Origin of the sequence: Streptomyces venezuelae (assembly GCF_008642295.1) — a bacterium.
Classification (GTDB): domain Bacteria; phylum Actinomycetota; class Actinomycetes; order Streptomycetales; family Streptomycetaceae; genus Streptomyces; species Streptomyces venezuelae_C.
Genome location: NZ_CP029190.1, coordinates 5525373 through 5543234 on the forward strand (window position 1 = coordinate 5525373; position 17862 = coordinate 5543234).

Consider the following 17862-nt stretch of genomic DNA (forward strand, 5'->3'; position numbering starts at 1 on the left):
CAGGGTAATGGCCCCGGGCCCGGAGCCGTCACCCCCGCCTCAGCAGGCGCGAGGCGCCCGCGGCCACCGTCGTGGCCAGAATCCACCCCAGCATGACCAGCGCCGCCGCCCCCCACTGCCAGCCGTCCTGCACCTTCCAGTGCCCCTGCTGGCCGAGGTCGATCACGGGGAGGAGAAGGTCGAGGGCGTACAGCACCGCATTCCACTGGGGGTGCTCGCCCGGCTTGACCGGGGCCGGATCGTGCCCGGCGAACAGCACCGAGCCCGCCGCCCACAGCACCAGCATCCACAGTGCCGCCCGGCCCGGCCGGTAGCCGTAGGCCACCGTCCAGTCCTGGAGGTACCCCCAGGCCTTGGCGGCCGGCGGCAGTGTCGCCCGCCGCCTGCGCTGCTTGGCGAGCAGCACCTCCCGGGCGTCCGCGTCCTCCCCGCTGGCCCGCAGGACCGTCGCCAGCCGCTCGTACGGCTCCGGGGAGTACTCCGGGGTGGCCGCCGTCAGCCACTCCAGCCGCCGGGCGAGCGGGAAGTGGCCGCGGGGCGCCAGGTTGTCGTAGACGAATCCCTCGATCGCCAGCCTGCCGGGCCCGGGCCAGCTGGTGGACCGGTCGACCAGCTTCACCACCTTGGCCCCGGACAGCACCACCCGCCCCCGCTCCGGCTTCTCGCCGACGAACCGCAGCTCCGGGGTCTGGATCCGCCGCAGCGACAGCTCCTGGTCCTCGGTCAGGAGGAACCGGGCGCCGTAGAAGTCGGCCGCGTCCCCGAACCGGCCGTCGTCCAGCCGCAGCCCCCCGCGGCACTCGAACAGCTGGGCCCGGCCGCCCCGGGTGGGGGTCTGGCCCATGCCGTACGGGGGAGTGGAGGAGGGGTCGCCGGTGCCGGGGTCCAGCGCGATCGAGGTCAGGTAGAGGGTCCGCTCCACGGTCAGCTGCGGGGCGTTCAGGGCCCGCCGCCCCCACTGGTTGACGAGCTTCGCCCCGCGCAGGCTCATCGACACGCCCACCTTGGCGCCGCGCAGGCTGACCTCCCCGTACGTTTCGAGCAGCTCGGCCTGGAAGTCCTGTGCGACGGACAGCCCGTCGGCGGCGATGGCCCGCCCCTTGGAGTCCCGCTGGATCACGGCCTGGCTGATCAGCAGATCGGTGCCGATCTGGGCGTCGGTGAGCCGGATCCCGCGGGCCACCCGGCAGCGCGGCAGGTGCAGGTCGCCCTCGGTGTGCAGCCGGGCCGCGTCCAGCCGGGGTATCGCGCACCGGACCAGCCGGAGTGTGACGAACCGGGCCTCGGACAGCTGGATCTCGCTGTCGAAGCGGCAGGCCTGGAGCTCCACGTACGGCTCGACCGTGCCCCCGGAGAGATCGAGGCGGCCGGTGATCCGGACGCCCCGCAGCTTCAGCGAGGACACCCGGCCCGGCACCGGCGGCGGACCGTGGAGCAGCAGCAGCGCCACCACCTGGGCCCGGACGCTGCGGTCCGGCCCCCACCCGCGGTCCCCGAACGGGTCGTCCACCCCGGCGGCGCGCGCACTCAGATCGCAGATGCTGCCGGTGCGGAACGCCTGCCACATCCGCCGTTCGGGTGCAGTGAGATCCGCCGGCTCCTCGCCCGCGCGCCCCTCCGTCAAGCCCGCGCGCCCCTCCGTCATGGCGGCCCCCCTCCGCTCGTCACTGCCCGTACTCGAACGCTAGCCGCCGGGTGTGACATCCGGGACGTGTATCAGCCAGTGATACGGGCGACCGGTGGTGGGAGACGGTCTGAGAGAATTGGGACGTGATCTCTCGTATCGACCTGCGCGGCAAGGCCCTCCCCGAGGGCGGCGCCCTGCGCGATCTGCTTCCCCGTGCCGAGTTCGACGTCGCGGCTGCCCTGGAGAAGGTGCGGCCGATCTGCGAGGACGTCCATCATCGTGGCACGGCGGCGCTGATCGAGTACGCGGAGAAGTTCGACGGAGTGACGCTGGAGCAGGTCAGGGTGCCCGCCGAGGCCTTGGAGAAGGCCCTCGCCGAGCTGGACCCGGCCGTCCGCGCCGCTCTGGAGGAGTCGATCCGGCGCGCCCGGATCGTGCACGCGAACCAGCGCCGCTCCGAGCACACCACCCAGGTGGTCCCCGGCGGCACCGTGACCGAGAAGTGGGTTCCGGTCGACCGCGTGGGCCTCTACGCGCCCGGTGGCCGCTCCGTCTACCCGTCCTCCGTCGTGATGAACGTGGTCCCGGCGCAGGAGGCGGGCGTGGAGTCGCTCGCGCTGGCCTCGCCGCCCCAGGCCGAGTTCGGCGGACTGCCGCACCCCACCATCCTGGCCGCCTGTGCGCTGCTCGGGGTGGACGAGGTGTACGCCGCCGGCGGCGCCCAGGCCGTCGCGATGTTCGCGTACGGCACGGAGGAGTGCACCCCGGCGAACATGGTGACCGGCCCCGGCAACATCTGGGTGGCCGCCGCCAAGCGCTACTTCACCGGCAAGATCGGGATCGACGCCGAGGCCGGCCCGACCGAGATCGCGATCCTCGCGGACTCCACGGCCGACCCGGTGCACGTCGCCGCCGACCTGATCAGCCAGGCCGAGCACGACCCGATGGCCGCCGCCGTGCTGGTCACCGATTCCGCCGCGCTGGCCGAGGCGGTCGAGGCCGAGCTGGAGACCCAGGTCGCCGTCGCCAAGCACATCGACGACCGGATCAAGCCCGCCCTGGCCGGCGAGCAGTCCGCGATCGTGCTGGTGGACAGCCTGGAGGACGGCCTGAAGGTGGTCAACGCGTACGGCGCCGAGCACCTGGAGATCCAGACCGCCGACGCCGCCGCCCTGGCCGCCCGGGTCCGCAACGCCGGTGCGGTCTTCGTCGGCCCGTGGGCCCCGGTCTCGCTCGGCGACTACTGCGCCGGCTCCAACCACGTGCTGCCCACCGGCGGCTGCGCCTGCCACTCCTCCGGCCTGTCCGTGCAGTCCTTCCTGCGCGGCATCCACATCGTCGACTACACGCGCGACGCCCTCGCCGAGGTCACGCACCACGTGGTGACGCTGGCCGAGGCCGAGGACCTGCCGGCGCACGGAGCGGCCCTGAAGGCCCGCTTCGGATGGAAGGTTCCCCAGGCATGACCGGCATCGACGACCTCCCCATCCGGGACGAACTGCGCGGCAAGTCCCCGTACGGCGCCCCGCAGCTCGATGTGCCCGTCCAGCTGAACACCAACGAGAACCCGTACCCGCTGCCCGAGGAACTCGTCCAGCGGATCGCGGAGCGGGTGGCCGAGGCCGCCCGCGGCCTCAACCGCTACCCCGACCGGGACGCCGTCGAGCTCCGCACCGAGCTCGCCCGCTACCTCACCCGCACCGCCGGGCACCCGGTGGCCAAGGAGAACGTCTGGGCCGCCAACGGCTCCAACGAGGTCATCCAGCAGCTGCTGCAGACCTTCGGCGGACCCGGCCGGACCGCGATCGGCTTCGAGCCCTCCTACTCGATGCACGGCCTGATCGCCCGCGGCACCGGCACCGGCTGGATCTCCGGCCCGCGCCGGGAGGACTTCACCATCGACGTGGCGGCGGCCGAGCGGGCCATCGCCGAGCACGCCCCCGACGTCGTCTTCATCACCTCCCCCAACAACCCCACCGGCACCGCGGTCGAGGCCGGGACGGTCCTCGCGCTGTACGAGGCGGCCCAGGCCGCCAAGCCCTCGCTGGTCGTGGTGGACGAGGCCTACGTGGAGTTCAGCCACCGGGACTCGCTCCTCCCGCTGATCGAGGGCCGCCCGAACCTGGTGGTCTCCCGGACCATGTCCAAGGCCTTCGGCGCGGCCGGCCTGCGCCTGGGCTACCTGGCCGCGCACCCCGCCGTCGTCGACGCCGTACAGCTGGTGCGCCTGCCGTACCACCTGTCCGCCGTCACCCAGGCCACGGCCCTCGCCGCCCTGGAGCACACCGACACCCTGCTCGGCTACGTCGAGCAGCTCAAGGCCGAGCGGGACCGGCTGGTCGCCGAACTGCGCGCGATCGGCTGGGAGGTCACCGAATCCGACGCGAACTTCGTGCAGTTCGGCAGGTTCGAGGACTCCCACACCGCCTGGCAGCAGATCCTCGACCGGGGCGTCCTGGTCCGGGACAACGGCGTACCGGGCTGGCTGCGGGTCACCGCCGGCACCCCGGCCGAGAACGACGCGTTCCTGGAAGCGGTTCGCGCACTGAAGAAGGAGCAGCAGGCATGAGCCGCATCGGACGGGTGGAGCGCACCACCAAGGAGACCTCGGTCCTGGTCGAGATAGACCTCGACGGCACCGGCAAGGTCGACGTGTCGACCGGCGTCGGCTTCTACGACCACATGCTCGACCAGCTCGGCCGCCACGGTCTCTTCGACCTCACCGTCAAGACCGACGGCGACCTGCACATCGACTCCCACCACACCATCGAGGACACCGCCCTCGCGCTCGGCGCCGCCTTCAAGCAGGCGCTCGGCGACAAGGTCGGCATCTACCGCTTCGGCAACTGCACCGTGCCGCTGGACGAGTCCCTCGCCCAGGTCACCGTCGACCTCTCCGGCCGCCCCTACCTCGTGCACACCGAGCCCGAGAAGATGGCGCCGATGATCGGCGAGTACGACACCACGATGACCCGGCACATCTTCGAGTCCTTCGTGGCCCAGGCGCAGATCGCCCTGCACGTGCACGTCCCGTACGGCCGCAACGCGCACCACATCGTGGAGTGCCAGTTCAAGGCCCTGGCCCGGGCGCTGCGCTACGCCAGCGAGCGTGACCCGCGCGCGGCCGGCATCCTTCCCTCGACGAAGGGCGCCCTGTAGCCGTGACCGGCCTCTCCACCATCCTGATCGTCGTCGGCCTCTTCCTGGCCGGCGGCGTCTACTCCTTCCAGAAGCAGCAGATGCCGAAGTCGGTGGTCGTGCTGCTCGCCCTCGGCTCCGCGATGTGCCTGACCGCCGGAGTCCTGCGAATCCAAGGAATCTGGGCATGAGCGCAGCCAGCCCCACCAAGAAGGTCGTGGTCTTCGACTACGGCTTCGGCAACGTCCGCTCCGCCGAACGCGCTCTGGCGCGGGTCGGCGCGGACGTCGAGATCACCCGCGACTACGACAAGGCGATGGACGCCGACGGCCTCCTCGTCCCCGGCGTCGGCGCCTTCTCCGCCTGTATGCAGGGCCTCAAGGCGGCCCGCGGCGACTGGATCATCGGCCGCCGGCTCTCCGGCGGACGCCCCGTCATGGGCATCTGCGTCGGCATGCAGATCCTCTTCGAACGCGGCATCGAGCACGGCGTGGAGACCGAGGGCCTGGACGAGTGGCCCGGTACCGTCGAGCCGCTGAAGGCCCCGATCGTTCCGCACATGGGCTGGAACACCGTCGAGGCCCCGGCCGACAGCCAGGCCTTCGCCGGCCTGGACGCCGACGCCCGGTTCTACTTCGTGCACTCCTACGCGGTGCGCGAGTGGAGCCTGGAGGTCACCAACCCGGCGATCCGCGCCCCCAAGGTCACCTGGGCCACCCACGGGGAGCCGTTCGTCGCGGCCGTCGAGAACGCGGCGCTGTGGGCCACCCAGTTCCACCCCGAGAAGTCCGGTGACGCCGGCGCCCAGCTCCTCACCAACTGGATCGAGACCCTCTGATGCCGAACACGCTCGAACTCCTGCCCGCGGTGGACGTCCGCGACGGCCAGGCGGTCCGGCTCGTCCACGGCGAGTCCGGTACGGAGACCTCGTACGGCTCCCCGCTGGAGGCCGCCCTCGCCTGGCAGGCCGCCGGCGCCGAATGGCTTCACCTGGTCGACCTGGACGCCGCCTTCGGCACCGGTGACAACCGCGACCTGGTCGCCGGGATCACCCGCGCGATGGACATCAAGGTGGAGCTCTCCGGCGGCATCCGCGACGACGCCTCCCTGGCCAAGGCCCTGGCCACCGGCTGCACCCGGGTCAACCTGGGCACCGCCGCCCTGGAGACCCCCGAGTGGGTCGCCAAGGTCATCGCCGAGCACGGCGACAAGATCGCCGTGGGCCTCGATGTCGTCGGCACCACCCTCAAGGGCCGCGGCTGGACCAGCGAGGGTGGGGACCTGTACGAGACCCTGGCCCGGCTGGACTCCGAGGGCTGTGCCCGGTACGTGGTCACCGACATCGGCAAGGACGGCACGCTGACCGGCCCCAACCTGGAGCTGCTGCGGAACGTCTGCGCCGCCACCGACCGGCCGGTCGTCGCCTCGGGCGGCGTCTCCTCCCTGGACGACCTGCGGGCCCTGTCCGGCCTGGTCGGCGAGGGCGTCGAGGGCGCGATCGTCGGCAAGGCGCTGTACGCCAAGGCCTTCACCCTGCAGGAGGCGCTGGCGGTGGTCTCGGCATGAGCACCCCCGACGGCACCCCCGACGGCTCCGCCGACGTACGGCGGATCTCCTCCGGCGGCCCGTACGAGGACGTCATCGGCTACTCGCGCGCCGTGCAGCTCTCCAACGGCCTGGTCCTGGTCTCCGGCTGCACCGCGGGCGACGCGGGCGGCCCGTACGACCAGACGGTCACGGCCTTCGGCGTCGCCTTCAAGGCGCTGGAGCAGGCCGGGCTCGGCCCGGAGCACGTGGTCCGCACCCGGATGTACCTCACGCACGCCCGGGACGTGGACGAGGTCGGCCGCGCCCACAAGGAACTGTTCGACGCGGTCCGGCCCGCCGCATCCATGATCATCGTCTCCGGCTTCGTCGACCCGAGCATGGTCGTCGAAGTCGAGGTCGAGGCGTACCGAGGAGCATCGTCATGACCCTGGCCGTACGGGTGATCCCCTGCCTGGACGTGGACAACGGCCGGGTGGTCAAGGGCGTCAACTTCCAGAACCTGCGCGATGCGGGCGACCCGGTGGAGATGGCCAAGCTGTACGACGCCGAGGGCGCCGACGAGCTGACCTTCCTCGACATCACGGCGTCCTCCGGGAACCGCGAGACCACCTACGACGTGGTGCGGCGCACCGCCGAGCAGGTCTTCATCCCGCTCACGGTGGGCGGCGGCGTCCGCACGCCGGAGGACGTGGACAAGCTGCTGCGGGCCGGCGCGGACAAGGTCGGCGTCAACACGGCGGCCATTGCCCGCCCGGAGCTCATCCGGGAGATCGCGGAGCGCTTCGGCCGGCAGGTGCTGGTGCTGTCCGTGGACGCGCGCCGTACGGCCGCCGGCACGTTCGAGGTCACCACGCACGGCGGGCGCAAGGGCACCGGCATCGACGCGGTCGAGTGGGCGCACCGGGCGGCGGAGCTGGGCGCGGGCGAGATCCTGCTCAACTCGATGGACGCGGACGGCACCAAGGACGGCTACGACGTGGAGATGATCGCGGCGGTCCGCAAGCACGTGACCGTCCCGGTGATCGCGTCCGGCGGGGCCGGCAAGCTCTCCGACTTCCCGCCGGCCATTGCCGCGGGCGCGGACGCGGTACTCGCCGCCTCCGTGTTCCACTTCGGCGACCTGCGCATCTCCCAGGTCAAGGACACCCTCCGCAAGGCAGGCCACCCGATCCGCTGACCGCCGCGCCCCGGCCGTGCCGGGCCGGTGCCCCACACGGGCTTCGCCCCGCCCCAGGCGCGCAGCGCTCCGGGCCGGCGCCGGCCAGGGCTTCGCCCCCTGCCCTTCGGGCGCGCAGCGCGCCCGGTCGCACGGCCGGGGCGATGCCCCGCGCGGGCTTCGCCCGGCGCCCCGTTTGCGGGGCTTCGCCCCGTACCCCCTGGCGCGCAGCGCCCGGCGGCGGTGCCCGGCGCCGCGTTCCGGGGGCTCCGCCCCTTGCCTTCGGGCGCGTAGCGCGCCCGGTCGCACGGCCGGGGCGCTACCCCGGGCCGGTGCCCCGCACGGGCTTCGCCCGGCGCCCTGGCGGGGCTTCGCCCCGTATCCCCTGGCGCGCCGCGCCCGGGGCCGGTGCCCGGCGCCGCGTTCCGGGGCACCGCCCCCTGCCCTTCGGGCGCGCAGCGGCCGGTTCCGGCGGCGGGCCGGAAGGGGTCCGGGGCGGAGCCACGGGTTCGGGAAGGGGCGGGGTGGGGACATGGCCCCGCGCAGCGGTGGGGTGTCCCGGCGGACCGGACAGTCAGATGCCCAGCTTCGCCGAGGTCAGCTCGGCAATCGCCTGCTTCTCCCCGTCCAGTTCGATCCGCGCCGCCGCCTGCCGCCCGAAGCAGAACAGCGTGAGCTCACCCGGCTCGCCGGTGACCGTCACCACCGGCACGCCCTTGCGGGCCACCGCCGTCCGCCCGTCCGGCCGCCGCAGCACCAGGCCCACCGGCGAGCGCCGGCCCGTGATCCGGGCCAGCTTCTCCAGCCGGGACCACAGCGCGTCCGAGAACACCGTGTCCAGCTCGCGCGGGGACCAGTCCGGCTGCGCCCGGCGGACGTCCTCCGCGTGGACGTAGAACTCCACCGCGTTCGCCGCCTCGTCGATCTGCTTCAGCGCGTACACCGACAGCTTCGGCGGCCCGGTCCGGATCAGCTGGATCAGTTCCTCGTACGGCTTGGCCGTGTACTCGGCCATCACCTTGTCCAGCCGCTCCTTCAGCACGCCCAGCAGCAGCCCGCCCGCCGCGTCCGGCCGCCGCTCCCGCACCACCACGTGCGCGGCCAGCTCCCGGCAGGTCCAGCCCTCGCACAGCGTGGGCGCCTCCGGGCCGGCCGCCTCCAACAAGTCCGCCAGCAGCAGACGTTCACGCTTCGCATGGGTCGACATGGGGCAAGCGTACGGCCGCGACCTGACAGATGCCCGCCCATCAGGCGGACAGCCTGCAGTACCGCGCACCGCCGCGCGGCACAATGGCCGTCATGAGTACCACCCCCCGCCCGAGCAACCTCGACCCCGCCATCGCCGCCCGCCTCAAGCGGTCCGCGGACGGCCTGGTGCCCGCCATCGCCCAGCAGTACGACACCGGTGAGGTGCTGATGCTCGGCTGGATGGACGACGAGGCCCTGCACCGCACCCTGACCACCGGCCGCTGCACCTACTGGTCCCGCAGCCGCCAGGAGTACTGGGTCAAGGGGGACACCTCCGGGCACTTCCAGCACGTGAAGTCCGTGGCGCTCGACTGCGACGCCGACACCGTCCTCGTCAAGGTCGACCAGGTCGGGGCCGCCTGCCACACGGGTGCCCGTACCTGCTTCGACGCCGACGTTCTGCCGCTCTCCCACAGGTAAGGTCCCAGGCCATGGATCTTGAGACGTTCCGCAAGCTCGCCAACGACCGCCGTGTCATTCCCGTCAGTCGCCGGCTGCTCGCCGACGGGGACACCCCGGTAGGCCTCTACCGGAAGCTGGCGGCCGAGCGGCCCGGCACCTTCCTGCTGGAGTCCGCCGAGAACGGCCGCTCATGGTCCCGCTACTCCTTCGTCGGGGTGCGGTCCGATGCCACCCTCACCGTCCGCGACGGCCAGGCGCACTGGATCGGCACCCCGCCGGTGGGCGTCCCGGTCGACGGAGACCCGCTCGAGGCGCTCCGCCGCACCGTCGACACCCTGCACACCCCCCGCGACCTCGCGGCCGGAATGCCGCCCTTCACCGGCGGCATGGTCGGCTACCTGGGCTACGACATCGTCCGCCGCCTGGAGCGCATCGGCGAGCACGGCACCGACGACCTGAAGCTGCCCGAGCTGACCATGCTGCTCACCTCCGACCTGGCGGTCCTCGACCACTGGGACGGCACGGTCCTGCTCATCGCCAACGCCATCAACCACAACGACCTGGACACCGGCGTGGACGAGGCCTACGCGGACGCGGTGGCCCGGCTCGACGCCATGGAGGCCGACCTCGGCCGCCCGGCCCCGTACGCCCCCACCCCGCTGCCCGTCTCCGAGCTGCCGGAGTTCTCGGCCCTGTGGGGCGGCGAGAAGTACCAGGCCGCCGTCGAGGACATCAAGGAGCGGATCCGGGCGGGCGAGGCCTTCCAGGTGGTGCCCTCGCAGCGGTTCGAGACCCCGTGCGAGGCCAGTGCCCTCGACGTCTACCGGGTGCTCCGGGCCACCAACCCCTCGCCGTACATGTACCTCTTCCGGTTCGAGAACGGCTTCGACGTGGTCGGGTCGAGCCCCGAGGCCCTGGTCAAGGTGGAGGACGGGCGGGCGATGGTCCACCCGATCGCCGGCACCCGGCACCGCGGTGCCACCCCGCAGGAGGACCACGACCTCGCCGAGGAGCTGCTCGCCGACCCCAAGGAGCGGGCCGAGCACCTGATGCTGGTCGACCTGGGCCGCAACGACCTCGGCCGGGTCTGCGAGCCCGGATCGGTCGAGGTGGTCGACTTCATGTCCATCGAGCGGTACTCGCACGTCATGCACATCGTCTCGACCGTCACCGGCCGGGTCGCCGAGGACAAGACCGCCTTCGACGTGCTGACCGCCTGTTTCCCGGCCGGCACCCTCTCCGGCGCGCCCAAGCCGCGCGCCATGCAGATCATCGAGGAGCTGGAGCCGGCCCGCCGCGGGCTGTACGGCGGCGCCGTCGGCTACCTCGACTTCGCCGGGGACTCCGACACCGCCATCGCCATCCGTACCGCCCTGCTGCGGGACGGCACCGCGTATGTGCAGGCCGGCGCGGGGGTGGTCGCCGATTCGGTGCCCGAACTCGAGGACAACGAGTGCCGCAACAAGGCCGCGGCGGTGCTCCGCGCGGTGGGAGCGGCCAACCGCCTCCACGGCTGAGGAGGCGGTAGGGGATAGTGGGGTACGTGAGCGCCGTACCCCAGCCCCGTACCGATGCCGAGTCCGCCGCCGAGGCAGCCGCCGAAGCCGCGGCGCGCGCCGGCCGCCGCAGTGTCGCGATCGCGCTGCTGTGCGGCGCGCTCGGTGCCACCGTCGTCCTGCTGGCCTCCGGCCGGATCTGGGCGCGCGGCACCACCGCCGTCGCCGACGGCTCCATGTCCCTGACCGCCGACGGCCGGGCGGTCACCGGCGTGCCGGCCGCCCTCGCCATCGTCGGGCTGGCCGCCCTGGTGGCCGTGTTCGCGGTGCGCGGCAAGGGCCGCCTGCTGGTGGCCGCGCTGCTGGCGCTGAGCGGCCTGGGTGCCGCGCTGGCCGCCCTGGCGGGTGCCTCGGACCGGGCCGCCCTGGACGCCGAGGCCGCGCGCACCACCGCCGACACGGCGGCCCGGGTGGGCGGCCTCACGTACACCGCCTGGCCCTATGTCACCGCCGTAGGCGCGGTCCTGATACTCCTCGCGGGGCTGCTGGCCCTGCGTTACGGGCGGAGCTGGCCGGCCATGGGCGGCCGGTACGAGCGGGAGGGCGGCCCCCGGCCCCGGAAGGCCGCAGGCCGGGGCGGAGCGGAGGCCGCGGCGCCGGACCGCCCGGAGGAGCTCTGGAAGGCCCTGGACCGCGGCGAGGACCCGACCGGCTGAATCCGGACCCGCTGACGCCCGGTTCCGCGGGGTGCGGGAGAATGATGTCCGAGCGTTCGACACAGCACGTTCGACAGAGCAACGAGGAGCTACTCATGGCGGGCAGCAGCCACGGACACACCCCGGCCGCCTGGACCGGTGTCACCATCGCCTTCATCGGTTTCTGCATCTCCGGCGCCTTCATGGTCCTGGCCAACCCGCTCGGGTTCTGGCTGGGCCTGGTGGTCGTCGCCATCGGCGGTGTCGTCGGCATGGCGATGCGCGCCGCGGGCATGGGCGGGAAGAAGCCGGAGCACGACGACCTGGCCAAGGTCATCGCCGCCAAGACCGCCAACGCCGCCTGACGGCGGGCGCTCCTGCGCGCTCCATCGCGACATCGCAGAAACCACTCAAGGCGCGGCCCGGTCGGGCTGCGCCTTTTGTCATGGGCGGAGACAATCAGCGCATGGACGCCGTGCACCCGCCCGAGCGGGTGAATCCCGTCGGCCCGCCCGGGCCCCCCGGCCCGCCGGGCCCGGCCGCCGGGCCCGCCCGGCGGCTGGCGGCGCCCGTGGCCTGTCTGGCCGTGGTCGTGGCGGCCTTCGCCTACGTCGGGTCGGTGGATCCCAATGAACCCGGCCACTATCCGGTCTGCCCGCTGCTGAGGGTGACCGGGGTGCTGTGCCCGGGCTGCGGCGGGCTGCGCAGTGCGCATGCCTTTGTGCACGGCGACCTGACGCTTGCCATGGGTGCGAATGCGCTCGCGGTGATCGGCTATCTCCTCTTCGCGGGCTACCTGGCGCTCTGGCTGAATCGCGCCTATCGGGGCCGGCCTGCCCCCCGCGTGGCCATGAAACCCCTGTATTGGTGGGCCCTGGGCAGCCTTGGACTGGCTTTTTCCATTGTCCGAAATCTGCCCTTCGGAGCATGGCTGGCGCCCTGATCCGCCCTGATCCCGCACATGAACCTTTGATTCCGCATGTCCGGGTGATGGGATGGCGTCAACCGCATGTCGGGCGCGAGGCCACCTGCGGATACCATTTGATTGCTGACCTTGAACGACATGAAACGACCGGAATCAGCCGACCGACCCGGAAGGGGGCCGCTCGCGTGAGTGTGCTCGACGAGATCATCGAAGGGGTCCGCGAAGACCTTGCCGAACGGCAGGCTCGCGTCAGCCTCGACGAGCTCAAGGAGCGCGCCGCCAAGGCGCCCCGGGCAAAGGACGGCGTCGCGGCCCTGCGCGGCGACGGCGTCAAGGTGATCTGTGAGGTCAAGCGCTCCAGCCCGTCCAAGGGTGCGCTGGCCGCGATCGCCGACCCGGCGGGGCTCGCTGCGGACTACGAGGCGGGCGGCGCAGCCGTCATCTCGGTCCTGACCGAGCAGCGCCGCTTCGGCGGCTCGCTGGCCGATCTGGAGGCCGTCCGTGCCCGGGTGGACATCCCGATCCTCCGCAAGGACTTCATCGTCACCGCGTACCAGCTCTGGGAGGCCCGCGCCTACGGCGCCGACCTCGCCCTGCTGATCGTCGCGGCCCTGGACCAGGAGGCCCTGGTCTCCCTGATCGAGCGGGCCGAGTCCATCGGCCTGACCCCGCTGGTCGAGGTCCACGACGAGGAAGAGGTCGAACGGGCCGTGGCGGCGGGCGCCCGGATCATCGGGGTCAACGCGCGCAACCTGAAGGACCTGAAGGTGGACCGCTCCACCTTCGAGCGGGTCGTGCCCGAGATCCCGGCGCACATCGTGAAGGTCGCCGAGTCCGGCATCCGCGGACCGCACGACCTGATCGCGTACGCCAACGAGGGTGCCGACGCCGTACTCGTCGGCGAGTCCCTGGTCACCGGCCGCGACCCCAAGGCCGCCGTCGCCGACCTGGTGGCCGCCGGCGCCCACCCCGCTCTGCGCCACGGCCGGAGCTGAACCAGCACGATGAAGTCACAGCCCGCCGCCCGCCCCCGCGCCACCCGGCGCCGTCCCGAGGGCACCGACCGCCCCGGGACGGCCGTCGGCGTGCGCGCGGCGGCGACGGCGGGACTGCCGGCCCGTGATCCGCACGCGTCCCTCGCCCGAGGCCGCAAGCCGCGCGGCTGCCGGGCGCCGGCCCGCCGAGTCCTCGGCCGCCGGGTGCGCTACGTGATCGGCTCCGAGCCGGGACAGGTCAACGGCATGCGATGGCACGCCGGAGGCGCGTCGTAGCGCAGCCACGGAGCGGTACGCGGGGCGTACCGTCCTGGTGAGGCACTCTGCCTGCCGCCGGAGCCGATCGGACCGCGCCGCAGGCTGCTCCGCCCGTGCCGTACGCCCCCTTTCCGGGGCCTTTCGTCGCACGGGCCGACGGCGCAATACGTTGTCATCAACCGTCGCTTCCGTAGGAGTTCTGGCCATGTCCAGCGAGCAGTTCTTCATTCCCGACCCGGAGGGTCGCGTCCCCAACGCCGAGGGCTATTTCGGCGACTTCGGCGGCAAGTTCATCCCGGAGGCGCTGGTCGCCGCCGTGGACGAGGTCGCGGTCGAGTACGAGAAGGCCAAGGGCGACCCGGCCTTCGCGGCCGAGCTCAACGACCTGCTCGTCAACTACACCGGCCGGCCCAGTGCCCTCACCGAGGTGCCCCGGTTCGCCGAGCACGCGGGCGGCGCCCGGATCTTCCTCAAGCGCGAGGACCTGAACCACACCGGCTCCCACAAGATCAACAACGTGCTGGGCCAGGCCCTGCTCACCAAGCGGATGGGCAAGAGCCGGGTCATCGCCGAGACCGGCGCCGGCCAGCACGGCGTGGCCACGGCCACCGCCTGCGCCCTGTTCGGCCTCGACTGCACCATCTACATGGGCGAGATCGACACCCAGCGGCAGGCCCTGAACGTGGCCCGCATGCGGATGCTCGGTGCCGAGGTCATCGCGGTGAAGTCCGGCTCCCGGACCCTGAAGGACGCCATCAACGAGGCGTTCCGCGACTGGGTCGCCAATGTGGACGAGACCCACTACCTCTTCGGCACGGTCGCCGGCCCGCACCCCTTCCCGGCCATGGTCCGCGACTTCCACCGGGTGATCGGCGTCGAGGCCCGCCGCCAGATCCTGGAGCGCGCCGGCCGCCTCCCCGACGCGGTCGCGGCCTGCGTCGGCGGCGGCTCCAACGCCATCGGCCTGTTCCACGCCTTCATCCCCGACACCGGGGTCCGCCTGGTCGGCTTCGAGCCCGCCGGGCACGGCGTCGAGACCGGCGAGCACGCGGCCACCCTGACCGCGGGCGAGCCCGGCATCCTGCACGGCTCCCGCTCCTACGTCCTGCAGGACGAGGAGGGCCAGATCACCGAGCCGTACTCGATCTCGGCCGGTCTGGACTACCCGGGCATCGGCCCGGAGCACTCCTACCTGAAGGACAGCGGTCGAGGCGAGTACCGCGCCGTCACCGACGACGCCGCCATGCAGGCGCTGCGGCTGCTCTCCCGCACCGAGGGCATCATCCCGGCCATCGAGTCGGCACACGCCCTCGCGGGCGCCGTTGAGCTGGGCAAGGAGCTGGGCAAGGACGGCCTGCTGGTCGTCAACCTCTCCGGCCGCGGTGACAAGGACATGGACACGGCCGCCCGCTACTTCGGGCTGTACGACGGAGACGCCGCCGAGGGGGAGTCGAAGTGAGCACAGGCAACATCCAGCTGCTGGGCGACACCCTCGCCAAGGCCAAGGCCGAGAACCGGGCGGCCCTGGTCGCCTACCTCCCGGCCGGGTTCCCCACCGTCGACGGCGGCATCGAGGCGGTCAAGGCCGTCCTGGCCGGCGGCGCGGACATCGTCGAGGTCGGCCTGCCGCACTCGGACCCGGTCCTGGACGGCCCGGTCATCCAGACCGCGGACGACATCGCGCTGCGCGGCGGCGTGAAGATCGCCGACGTGCTGCGCACCGTCCGCGAGGCGCATGCCGCGACCGGTGCGCCGGTGCTGGTCATGACGTACTGGAACCCCATCGACCGCTACGGCGTCGAGCGGTTCACCGAGGAGCTCGCGGCGGCCGGCGGGGCCGGCTGCATCCTGCCCGACCTGCCGGTCCAGGAGTCCGCGCTGTGGCGTGAGCACGCCGACAAGCACGGTCTGGCCACCGTCTTCGTGGTCGCCCCCTCCAGCAAGGACGAGCGGCTCGCCACCATCACGGCGGCCGGCAGCGGCTTCGTCTACGCGGCCTCGCTGATGGGCGTCACCGGTACCCGGGAGTCGGTCGGCAACCAGGCCCAGGAGCTGGTCGAGCGCACCCGCCGCACCACTGACCTCCCTGTCTGCGTGGGCCTCGGCGTCTCCAACCCGGAGCAGGCCCGCGAGGTGGCCGCCTTCGCCGACGGTGTGATCGTCGGCTCGGCCTTCGTGAAGAAGCTGCTGGACGCCCCGGACCTGGCGGCCGGCCTGGCCGCCGTCCGCACGCTGGCGGGCGAACTCGCGGAAGGTGCGCGCAGGAGCTGACGCACGCGTGTTCCCGGTGGGGGGTTCTGTAGCCCGATCGGGTGGAAGTGGGAGCGGGGAGGCACTGGCGTGCCTCCCCGCTTCGTTTGGCGGGACGTGAGCGAGAAGAACGACGGTGCGAACCGCGATGCGAAACGATCGGCCCGCGAGCGGCTCCAAGCCGAACGGGACCGGCAGAAGACCCGGGACAAGCGCCGGCGGACCATCCTGGTCGCCGCCGCGGTGGCCGGCGTGCTCGGCCTGGCGGCCGTCGTCGGGGTGATCGCCGCCAATGCCGGCAAGGACACCGATGCCACGGCGGGCCCGGTCAGCGCCCCCTCCGGGGCCACCGGGAAGGACGCGCTCGCGATCCAGACCGGCAAGAGCGGAGCCCCGTCCACCCTCACGGTGTGGGAGGACTTCCGCTGCCCGGCCTGCAAGTCCTTCGAGGACGCCTACCGCACGGTCATCCACGACCTGGAGGCCAAGGGGCAGCTCAAGGTGGAGTACCACCTGGTCACCCTGATCGACAACAGGATGGGCGGCAGCGGCTCCCTCAAGGCGGCCAATGCGGCGGCCTGCGCCCAGGACGCCGGCAAGTTCTCCCCGTACCACGACCTCCTCTTCGCGAACCAGCCGGAGGAGGTGGACGACGCCTTCGGCAAGAACGCGAAGCTGCTGGAGCTGGCGGGCAGCGTGGAGGGGCTGGACACCCCCGAGTTCCGCCGCTGTGTGGAGGACGGCACCCACAACGCCTGGGTGGGCAAGTCGTACGAGGCCTTCCGCGCCGGCACCTTCCGGGGCACCCCGACCGTGCTGCTGAACGGCAAGGACATCTTCGCCGACCAGGCCAACCCGCTGACCCCGCAGAAGCTGAAGGAACAGGTCGAGGCCGCGGCCAAGGGCAAGGCGACCGCGACGCCCGCAGCCGGGGCCGGGGTCAAGGAGGGCGCGAGGGCCGGGGCTGGGCAGGGCGCAAAGGACTGACTCCGGCCGGGCCGCCGTGCGACGGTTTGGTTTCGCTTGCCGGGCGGGTTGCGGTGCAGCCAGCCCGGCAGGGTAGCGTCAGTCCTGCCATGGACTTTGCATACATCCCCAGCCCGTCGACCGGCGTGATCGAACTCGGACCGATCCCGCTGCGCGGCTATGCGTTCTGCATCATCATCGGCGTCTTCCTCGCCGTCTGGATCGGCAACAAGCGCTGGATCGCGCGCGGCGGCAAGCCGGGCACGGTGGCCGACATCGCCGTCTGGGCCGTGCCGTTCGGCCTGGTCGGCGGTCGGCTCTACCACGTGATCACCGACTACCAGCTCTACTTCGGCGAAGACAAGAACTGGGTCGACGCCTTCAAGATCTGGGAGGGCGGCCTCGGCATCTGGGGGGCGATCGCGCTGGGCGCGGTCGGCGCCTGGATCGGCTGCCGGCGCCGCGGCATCCCGCTGCCCGCCTGGGCCGATGCGCTGGCTCCGGGCATCGCCCTGGCCCAGGCCTGCGGTCGCTGGGGCAACTGGTTCAACCAGGAGCTCTACGGCAAGGCCACCGATGTGCCGTGGGCGCTGGAGATCAGCGAGGGCCCGAACCGGATGGCGGGCACCTACCACCCGACCTTCCTCTACGAGTCGCTGTGGTGCATCGGCGTCGCCCTGCTGGTGATCTGGGCCGACCGGCGCTTCACGCTGGGCCACGGACGGGTCTTCGCCCTGTACGTCGCGGCGTACTGCGTAGGACGCGGCTGGATCGAGTACCTGCGGGTGGACGACGCCCACCACGTACTCGGCCTGCGCCTGAACGTCTGGACCTCGATCCTGGTCTTCGTGCTGGCGGTGACGTACTTCGTCCTCTCGGCGAAGCTGCGGCCGGGCCGCGAGTCCGTGGTCGAACCGGACCGCACCCCGGCGAAGCAGGTGGAGCCGACCGAGCCGGCCGAGCCTGCTGAGCCTGCGGACCAGAAGCCGGGTGAGCCCGCCGGGGACGAGCCGGCCGACGCCACGTCCCCCTTCGCCAGGCCGGCGGATGCCAAGTCCCCCTTCGCCAAGCCGACCGCGGACGCGGAGCCCGCGGGCGACGAAGCCGCCCAGGCCAAGAAGGGCTGACCCGGATTTCCGGAAGGGGGCGCCGCACACC

At 72.5% G+C, this 17862-nt stretch carries 21 protein-coding genes; 19 read left to right on the forward strand and 2 right to left on the reverse strand.

Features of this window, described 5'->3' with window-relative positions; translation table 11 throughout:
- Positions 1–28 precede the first annotated feature (28 nt).
- The gene (locus DEJ50_RS24870) at positions 29–1624 is read right to left on the reverse strand and encodes an oxidoreductase (RefSeq protein ID WP_150212344.1); all 1596 of its coding nucleotides are present in this window, start codon (positions 1622–1624) and stop codon (positions 29–31) included.
- A gap of 146 nt (positions 1625–1770) precedes the next feature.
- Here DEJ50_RS24870 and hisD point away from each other — a divergent pair, with 146 nt between their 5' ends.
- The 8 genes from hisD to hisF are packed head-to-tail and all read left to right on the forward strand — an operon-like array spanning position 1771 to position 7490.
- Positions 1771–3093: a histidinol dehydrogenase gene (gene hisD / locus DEJ50_RS24875; RefSeq protein ID WP_150210328.1), complete on the forward strand. Its 1323-nt coding sequence runs from the start codon at positions 1771–1773 to the stop codon at positions 3091–3093.
- Complete coding sequence (locus tag DEJ50_RS24880; protein ID WP_150210329.1) at positions 3090–4196, forward strand: histidinol-phosphate transaminase; 1107 nt, start codon at positions 3090–3092, stop codon at positions 4194–4196. The genes hisD and DEJ50_RS24880 overlap by 4 nt, the downstream gene beginning before the upstream one ends.
- Positions 4193–4786: an imidazoleglycerol-phosphate dehydratase HisB gene (gene hisB, locus DEJ50_RS24885; protein WP_150210330.1), complete on the forward strand. Its 594-nt coding sequence runs from the start codon at positions 4193–4195 to the stop codon at positions 4784–4786. Before DEJ50_RS24880 ends, hisB begins: the two co-directional genes overlap by 4 nt.
- Before the next feature lie 2 nt (positions 4787–4788).
- Positions 4789–4956: a hypothetical protein gene (locus DEJ50_RS34075; RefSeq protein ID WP_190344674.1), complete on the forward strand. Its 168-nt coding sequence runs from the start codon at positions 4789–4791 to the stop codon at positions 4954–4956.
- On the forward strand, positions 4953–5603 hold the full coding sequence (gene hisH, locus DEJ50_RS24890; protein WP_150210331.1) for an imidazole glycerol phosphate synthase subunit HisH: 651 nt from the start codon (positions 4953–4955) through the stop codon (positions 5601–5603). Before DEJ50_RS34075 ends, hisH begins: the two co-directional genes overlap by 4 nt.
- Positions 5603–6331, forward strand: coding sequence for a bifunctional 1-(5-phosphoribosyl)-5-((5-phosphoribosylamino)methylideneamino)imidazole-4-carboxamide isomerase/phosphoribosylanthranilate isomerase PriA (priA, locus tag DEJ50_RS24895; RefSeq protein ID WP_150210332.1), 729 nt, complete (start codon positions 5603–5605; stop codon positions 6329–6331). The genes hisH and priA overlap by 1 nt, the downstream gene beginning before the upstream one ends.
- Positions 6328–6738, forward strand: coding sequence for a RidA family protein (locus DEJ50_RS24900; protein ID WP_150210333.1), 411 nt, complete (start codon positions 6328–6330; stop codon positions 6736–6738). The genes priA and DEJ50_RS24900 overlap by 4 nt, the downstream gene beginning before the upstream one ends.
- Positions 6735–7490 carry an imidazole glycerol phosphate synthase subunit HisF gene (gene hisF, locus DEJ50_RS24905; RefSeq protein WP_150210334.1) on the forward strand — a complete coding sequence of 252 codons (756 nt, stop codon included), beginning with the start codon at positions 6735–6737 and terminating at the stop codon, positions 7488–7490. Before DEJ50_RS24900 ends, hisF begins: the two co-directional genes overlap by 4 nt.
- A 553-nt stretch (positions 7491–8043) precedes the next feature.
- Here hisF and DEJ50_RS24910 read toward each other — a convergent pair.
- Positions 8044–8676, reverse strand: coding sequence for a TIGR03085 family metal-binding protein (locus tag DEJ50_RS24910; RefSeq protein WP_150210335.1), 633 nt, complete (start codon positions 8674–8676; stop codon positions 8044–8046).
- Between the two features lie 83 nt (positions 8677–8759).
- Between DEJ50_RS24910 and hisI the strand changes: the two genes are divergently transcribed.
- From hisI to lgt, 11 genes are all read left to right on the forward strand, one after another.
- Positions 8760–9137 carry a phosphoribosyl-AMP cyclohydrolase gene (gene hisI, locus DEJ50_RS24915; RefSeq protein WP_150212345.1) on the forward strand — a complete coding sequence of 126 codons (378 nt, stop codon included), beginning with the start codon at positions 8760–8762 and terminating at the stop codon, positions 9135–9137.
- An 11-nt stretch (positions 9138–9148) separates the two neighbouring features.
- Positions 9149–10636: an anthranilate synthase component I gene (locus DEJ50_RS24920; RefSeq protein ID WP_150210336.1), complete on the forward strand. Its 1488-nt coding sequence runs from the start codon at positions 9149–9151 to the stop codon at positions 10634–10636.
- Positions 10637–10653: 17 nt separating this feature from the next.
- On the forward strand, positions 10654–11331 hold the full coding sequence (locus DEJ50_RS24925) for a TIGR02234 family membrane protein (RefSeq protein ID WP_190344676.1): 678 nt from the start codon (positions 10654–10656) through the stop codon (positions 11329–11331).
- A gap of 95 nt (positions 11332–11426) precedes the next feature.
- On the forward strand, positions 11427–11675 hold the full coding sequence (locus tag DEJ50_RS24930; protein WP_150210338.1) for an HGxxPAAW family protein: 249 nt from the start codon (positions 11427–11429) through the stop codon (positions 11673–11675).
- A gap of 101 nt (positions 11676–11776) precedes the next feature.
- Positions 11777–12253, forward strand: coding sequence for a DUF2752 domain-containing protein (locus tag DEJ50_RS24935; protein ID WP_190344678.1), 477 nt, complete (start codon positions 11777–11779; stop codon positions 12251–12253).
- A gap of 167 nt (positions 12254–12420) precedes the next feature.
- A complete protein-coding gene (gene trpC / locus DEJ50_RS24940; protein ID WP_150210340.1) occupies positions 12421–13230 on the forward strand; it encodes an indole-3-glycerol phosphate synthase TrpC in 810 nt (269 codons plus the stop codon).
- 9 nt (positions 13231–13239) lie between these two features.
- Positions 13240–13506 (forward strand): tryptophan biosynthesis modulator TrpM, encoded by a 267-nt coding sequence (gene trpM, locus DEJ50_RS24945; protein WP_411757638.1) that lies wholly within the window; start codon positions 13240–13242, stop codon positions 13504–13506.
- 187 nt (positions 13507–13693) lie between these two features.
- Positions 13694–14947: a tryptophan synthase subunit beta gene (trpB, locus tag DEJ50_RS24950; RefSeq protein ID WP_150210341.1), complete on the forward strand. Its 1254-nt coding sequence runs from the start codon at positions 13694–13696 to the stop codon at positions 14945–14947.
- Positions 14944–15759 (forward strand): tryptophan synthase subunit alpha, encoded by an 816-nt coding sequence (trpA, locus tag DEJ50_RS24955; protein WP_150210342.1) that lies wholly within the window; start codon positions 14944–14946, stop codon positions 15757–15759. Before trpB ends, trpA begins: the two co-directional genes overlap by 4 nt.
- A 96-nt stretch (positions 15760–15855) precedes the next feature.
- Positions 15856–16725 carry a thioredoxin domain-containing protein gene (locus DEJ50_RS24960; protein ID WP_150210343.1) on the forward strand — a complete coding sequence of 290 codons (870 nt, stop codon included), beginning with the start codon at positions 15856–15858 and terminating at the stop codon, positions 16723–16725.
- 89 nt (positions 16726–16814) lie between these two features.
- The gene (lgt, locus tag DEJ50_RS24965) at positions 16815–17831 is read left to right on the forward strand and encodes a prolipoprotein diacylglyceryl transferase (protein WP_150210344.1); all 1017 of its coding nucleotides are present in this window, start codon (positions 16815–16817) and stop codon (positions 17829–17831) included.
- Positions 17832–17862 lie beyond the last annotated feature (31 nt).

Coding starts and splice junctions, on each gene's coding strand:
- DEJ50_RS24880 (WP_150210329.1), top strand. CDS start 3,090: ATGACCGGCATCGACGACCTCCCCATCCGGGACGAACTGCGCGGCAAG.
- hisB (WP_150210330.1), top strand. CDS start 4,193: ATGAGCCGCATCGGACGGGTGGAGCGCACCACCAAGGAGACCTCGGTC.
- hisH (WP_150210331.1), top strand. CDS start 4,953: ATGAGCGCAGCCAGCCCCACCAAGAAGGTCGTGGTCTTCGACTACGGC.
- priA (WP_150210332.1), top strand. CDS start 5,603: ATGCCGAACACGCTCGAACTCCTGCCCGCGGTGGACGTCCGCGACGGC.
- DEJ50_RS24900 (WP_150210333.1), top strand. CDS start 6,328: ATGAGCACCCCCGACGGCACCCCCGACGGCTCCGCCGACGTACGGCGG.
- hisF (WP_150210334.1), top strand. CDS start 6,735: ATGACCCTGGCCGTACGGGTGATCCCCTGCCTGGACGTGGACAACGGC.
- DEJ50_RS24910 (WP_150210335.1), bottom strand. CDS start 8,676: ATGTCGACCCATGCGAAGCGTGAACGTCTGCTGCTGGCGGACTTGTTG.
- hisI (WP_150212345.1), top strand. CDS start 8,760: ATGGCCGTCATGAGTACCACCCCCCGCCCGAGCAACCTCGACCCCGCC.
- DEJ50_RS24920 (WP_150210336.1), top strand. CDS start 9,149: ATGGATCTTGAGACGTTCCGCAAGCTCGCCAACGACCGCCGTGTCATT.
- DEJ50_RS24930 (WP_150210338.1), top strand. CDS start 11,427: ATGGCGGGCAGCAGCCACGGACACACCCCGGCCGCCTGGACCGGTGTC.
- DEJ50_RS24935 (WP_190344678.1), top strand. CDS start 11,777: ATGGACGCCGTGCACCCGCCCGAGCGGGTGAATCCCGTCGGCCCGCCC.
- trpM (WP_411757638.1), top strand. CDS start 13,240: ATGAAGTCACAGCCCGCCGCCCGCCCCCGCGCCACCCGGCGCCGTCCC.
- trpB (WP_150210341.1), top strand. CDS start 13,694: ATGTCCAGCGAGCAGTTCTTCATTCCCGACCCGGAGGGTCGCGTCCCC.
- lgt (WP_150210344.1), top strand. CDS start 16,815: ATGGACTTTGCATACATCCCCAGCCCGTCGACCGGCGTGATCGAACTC.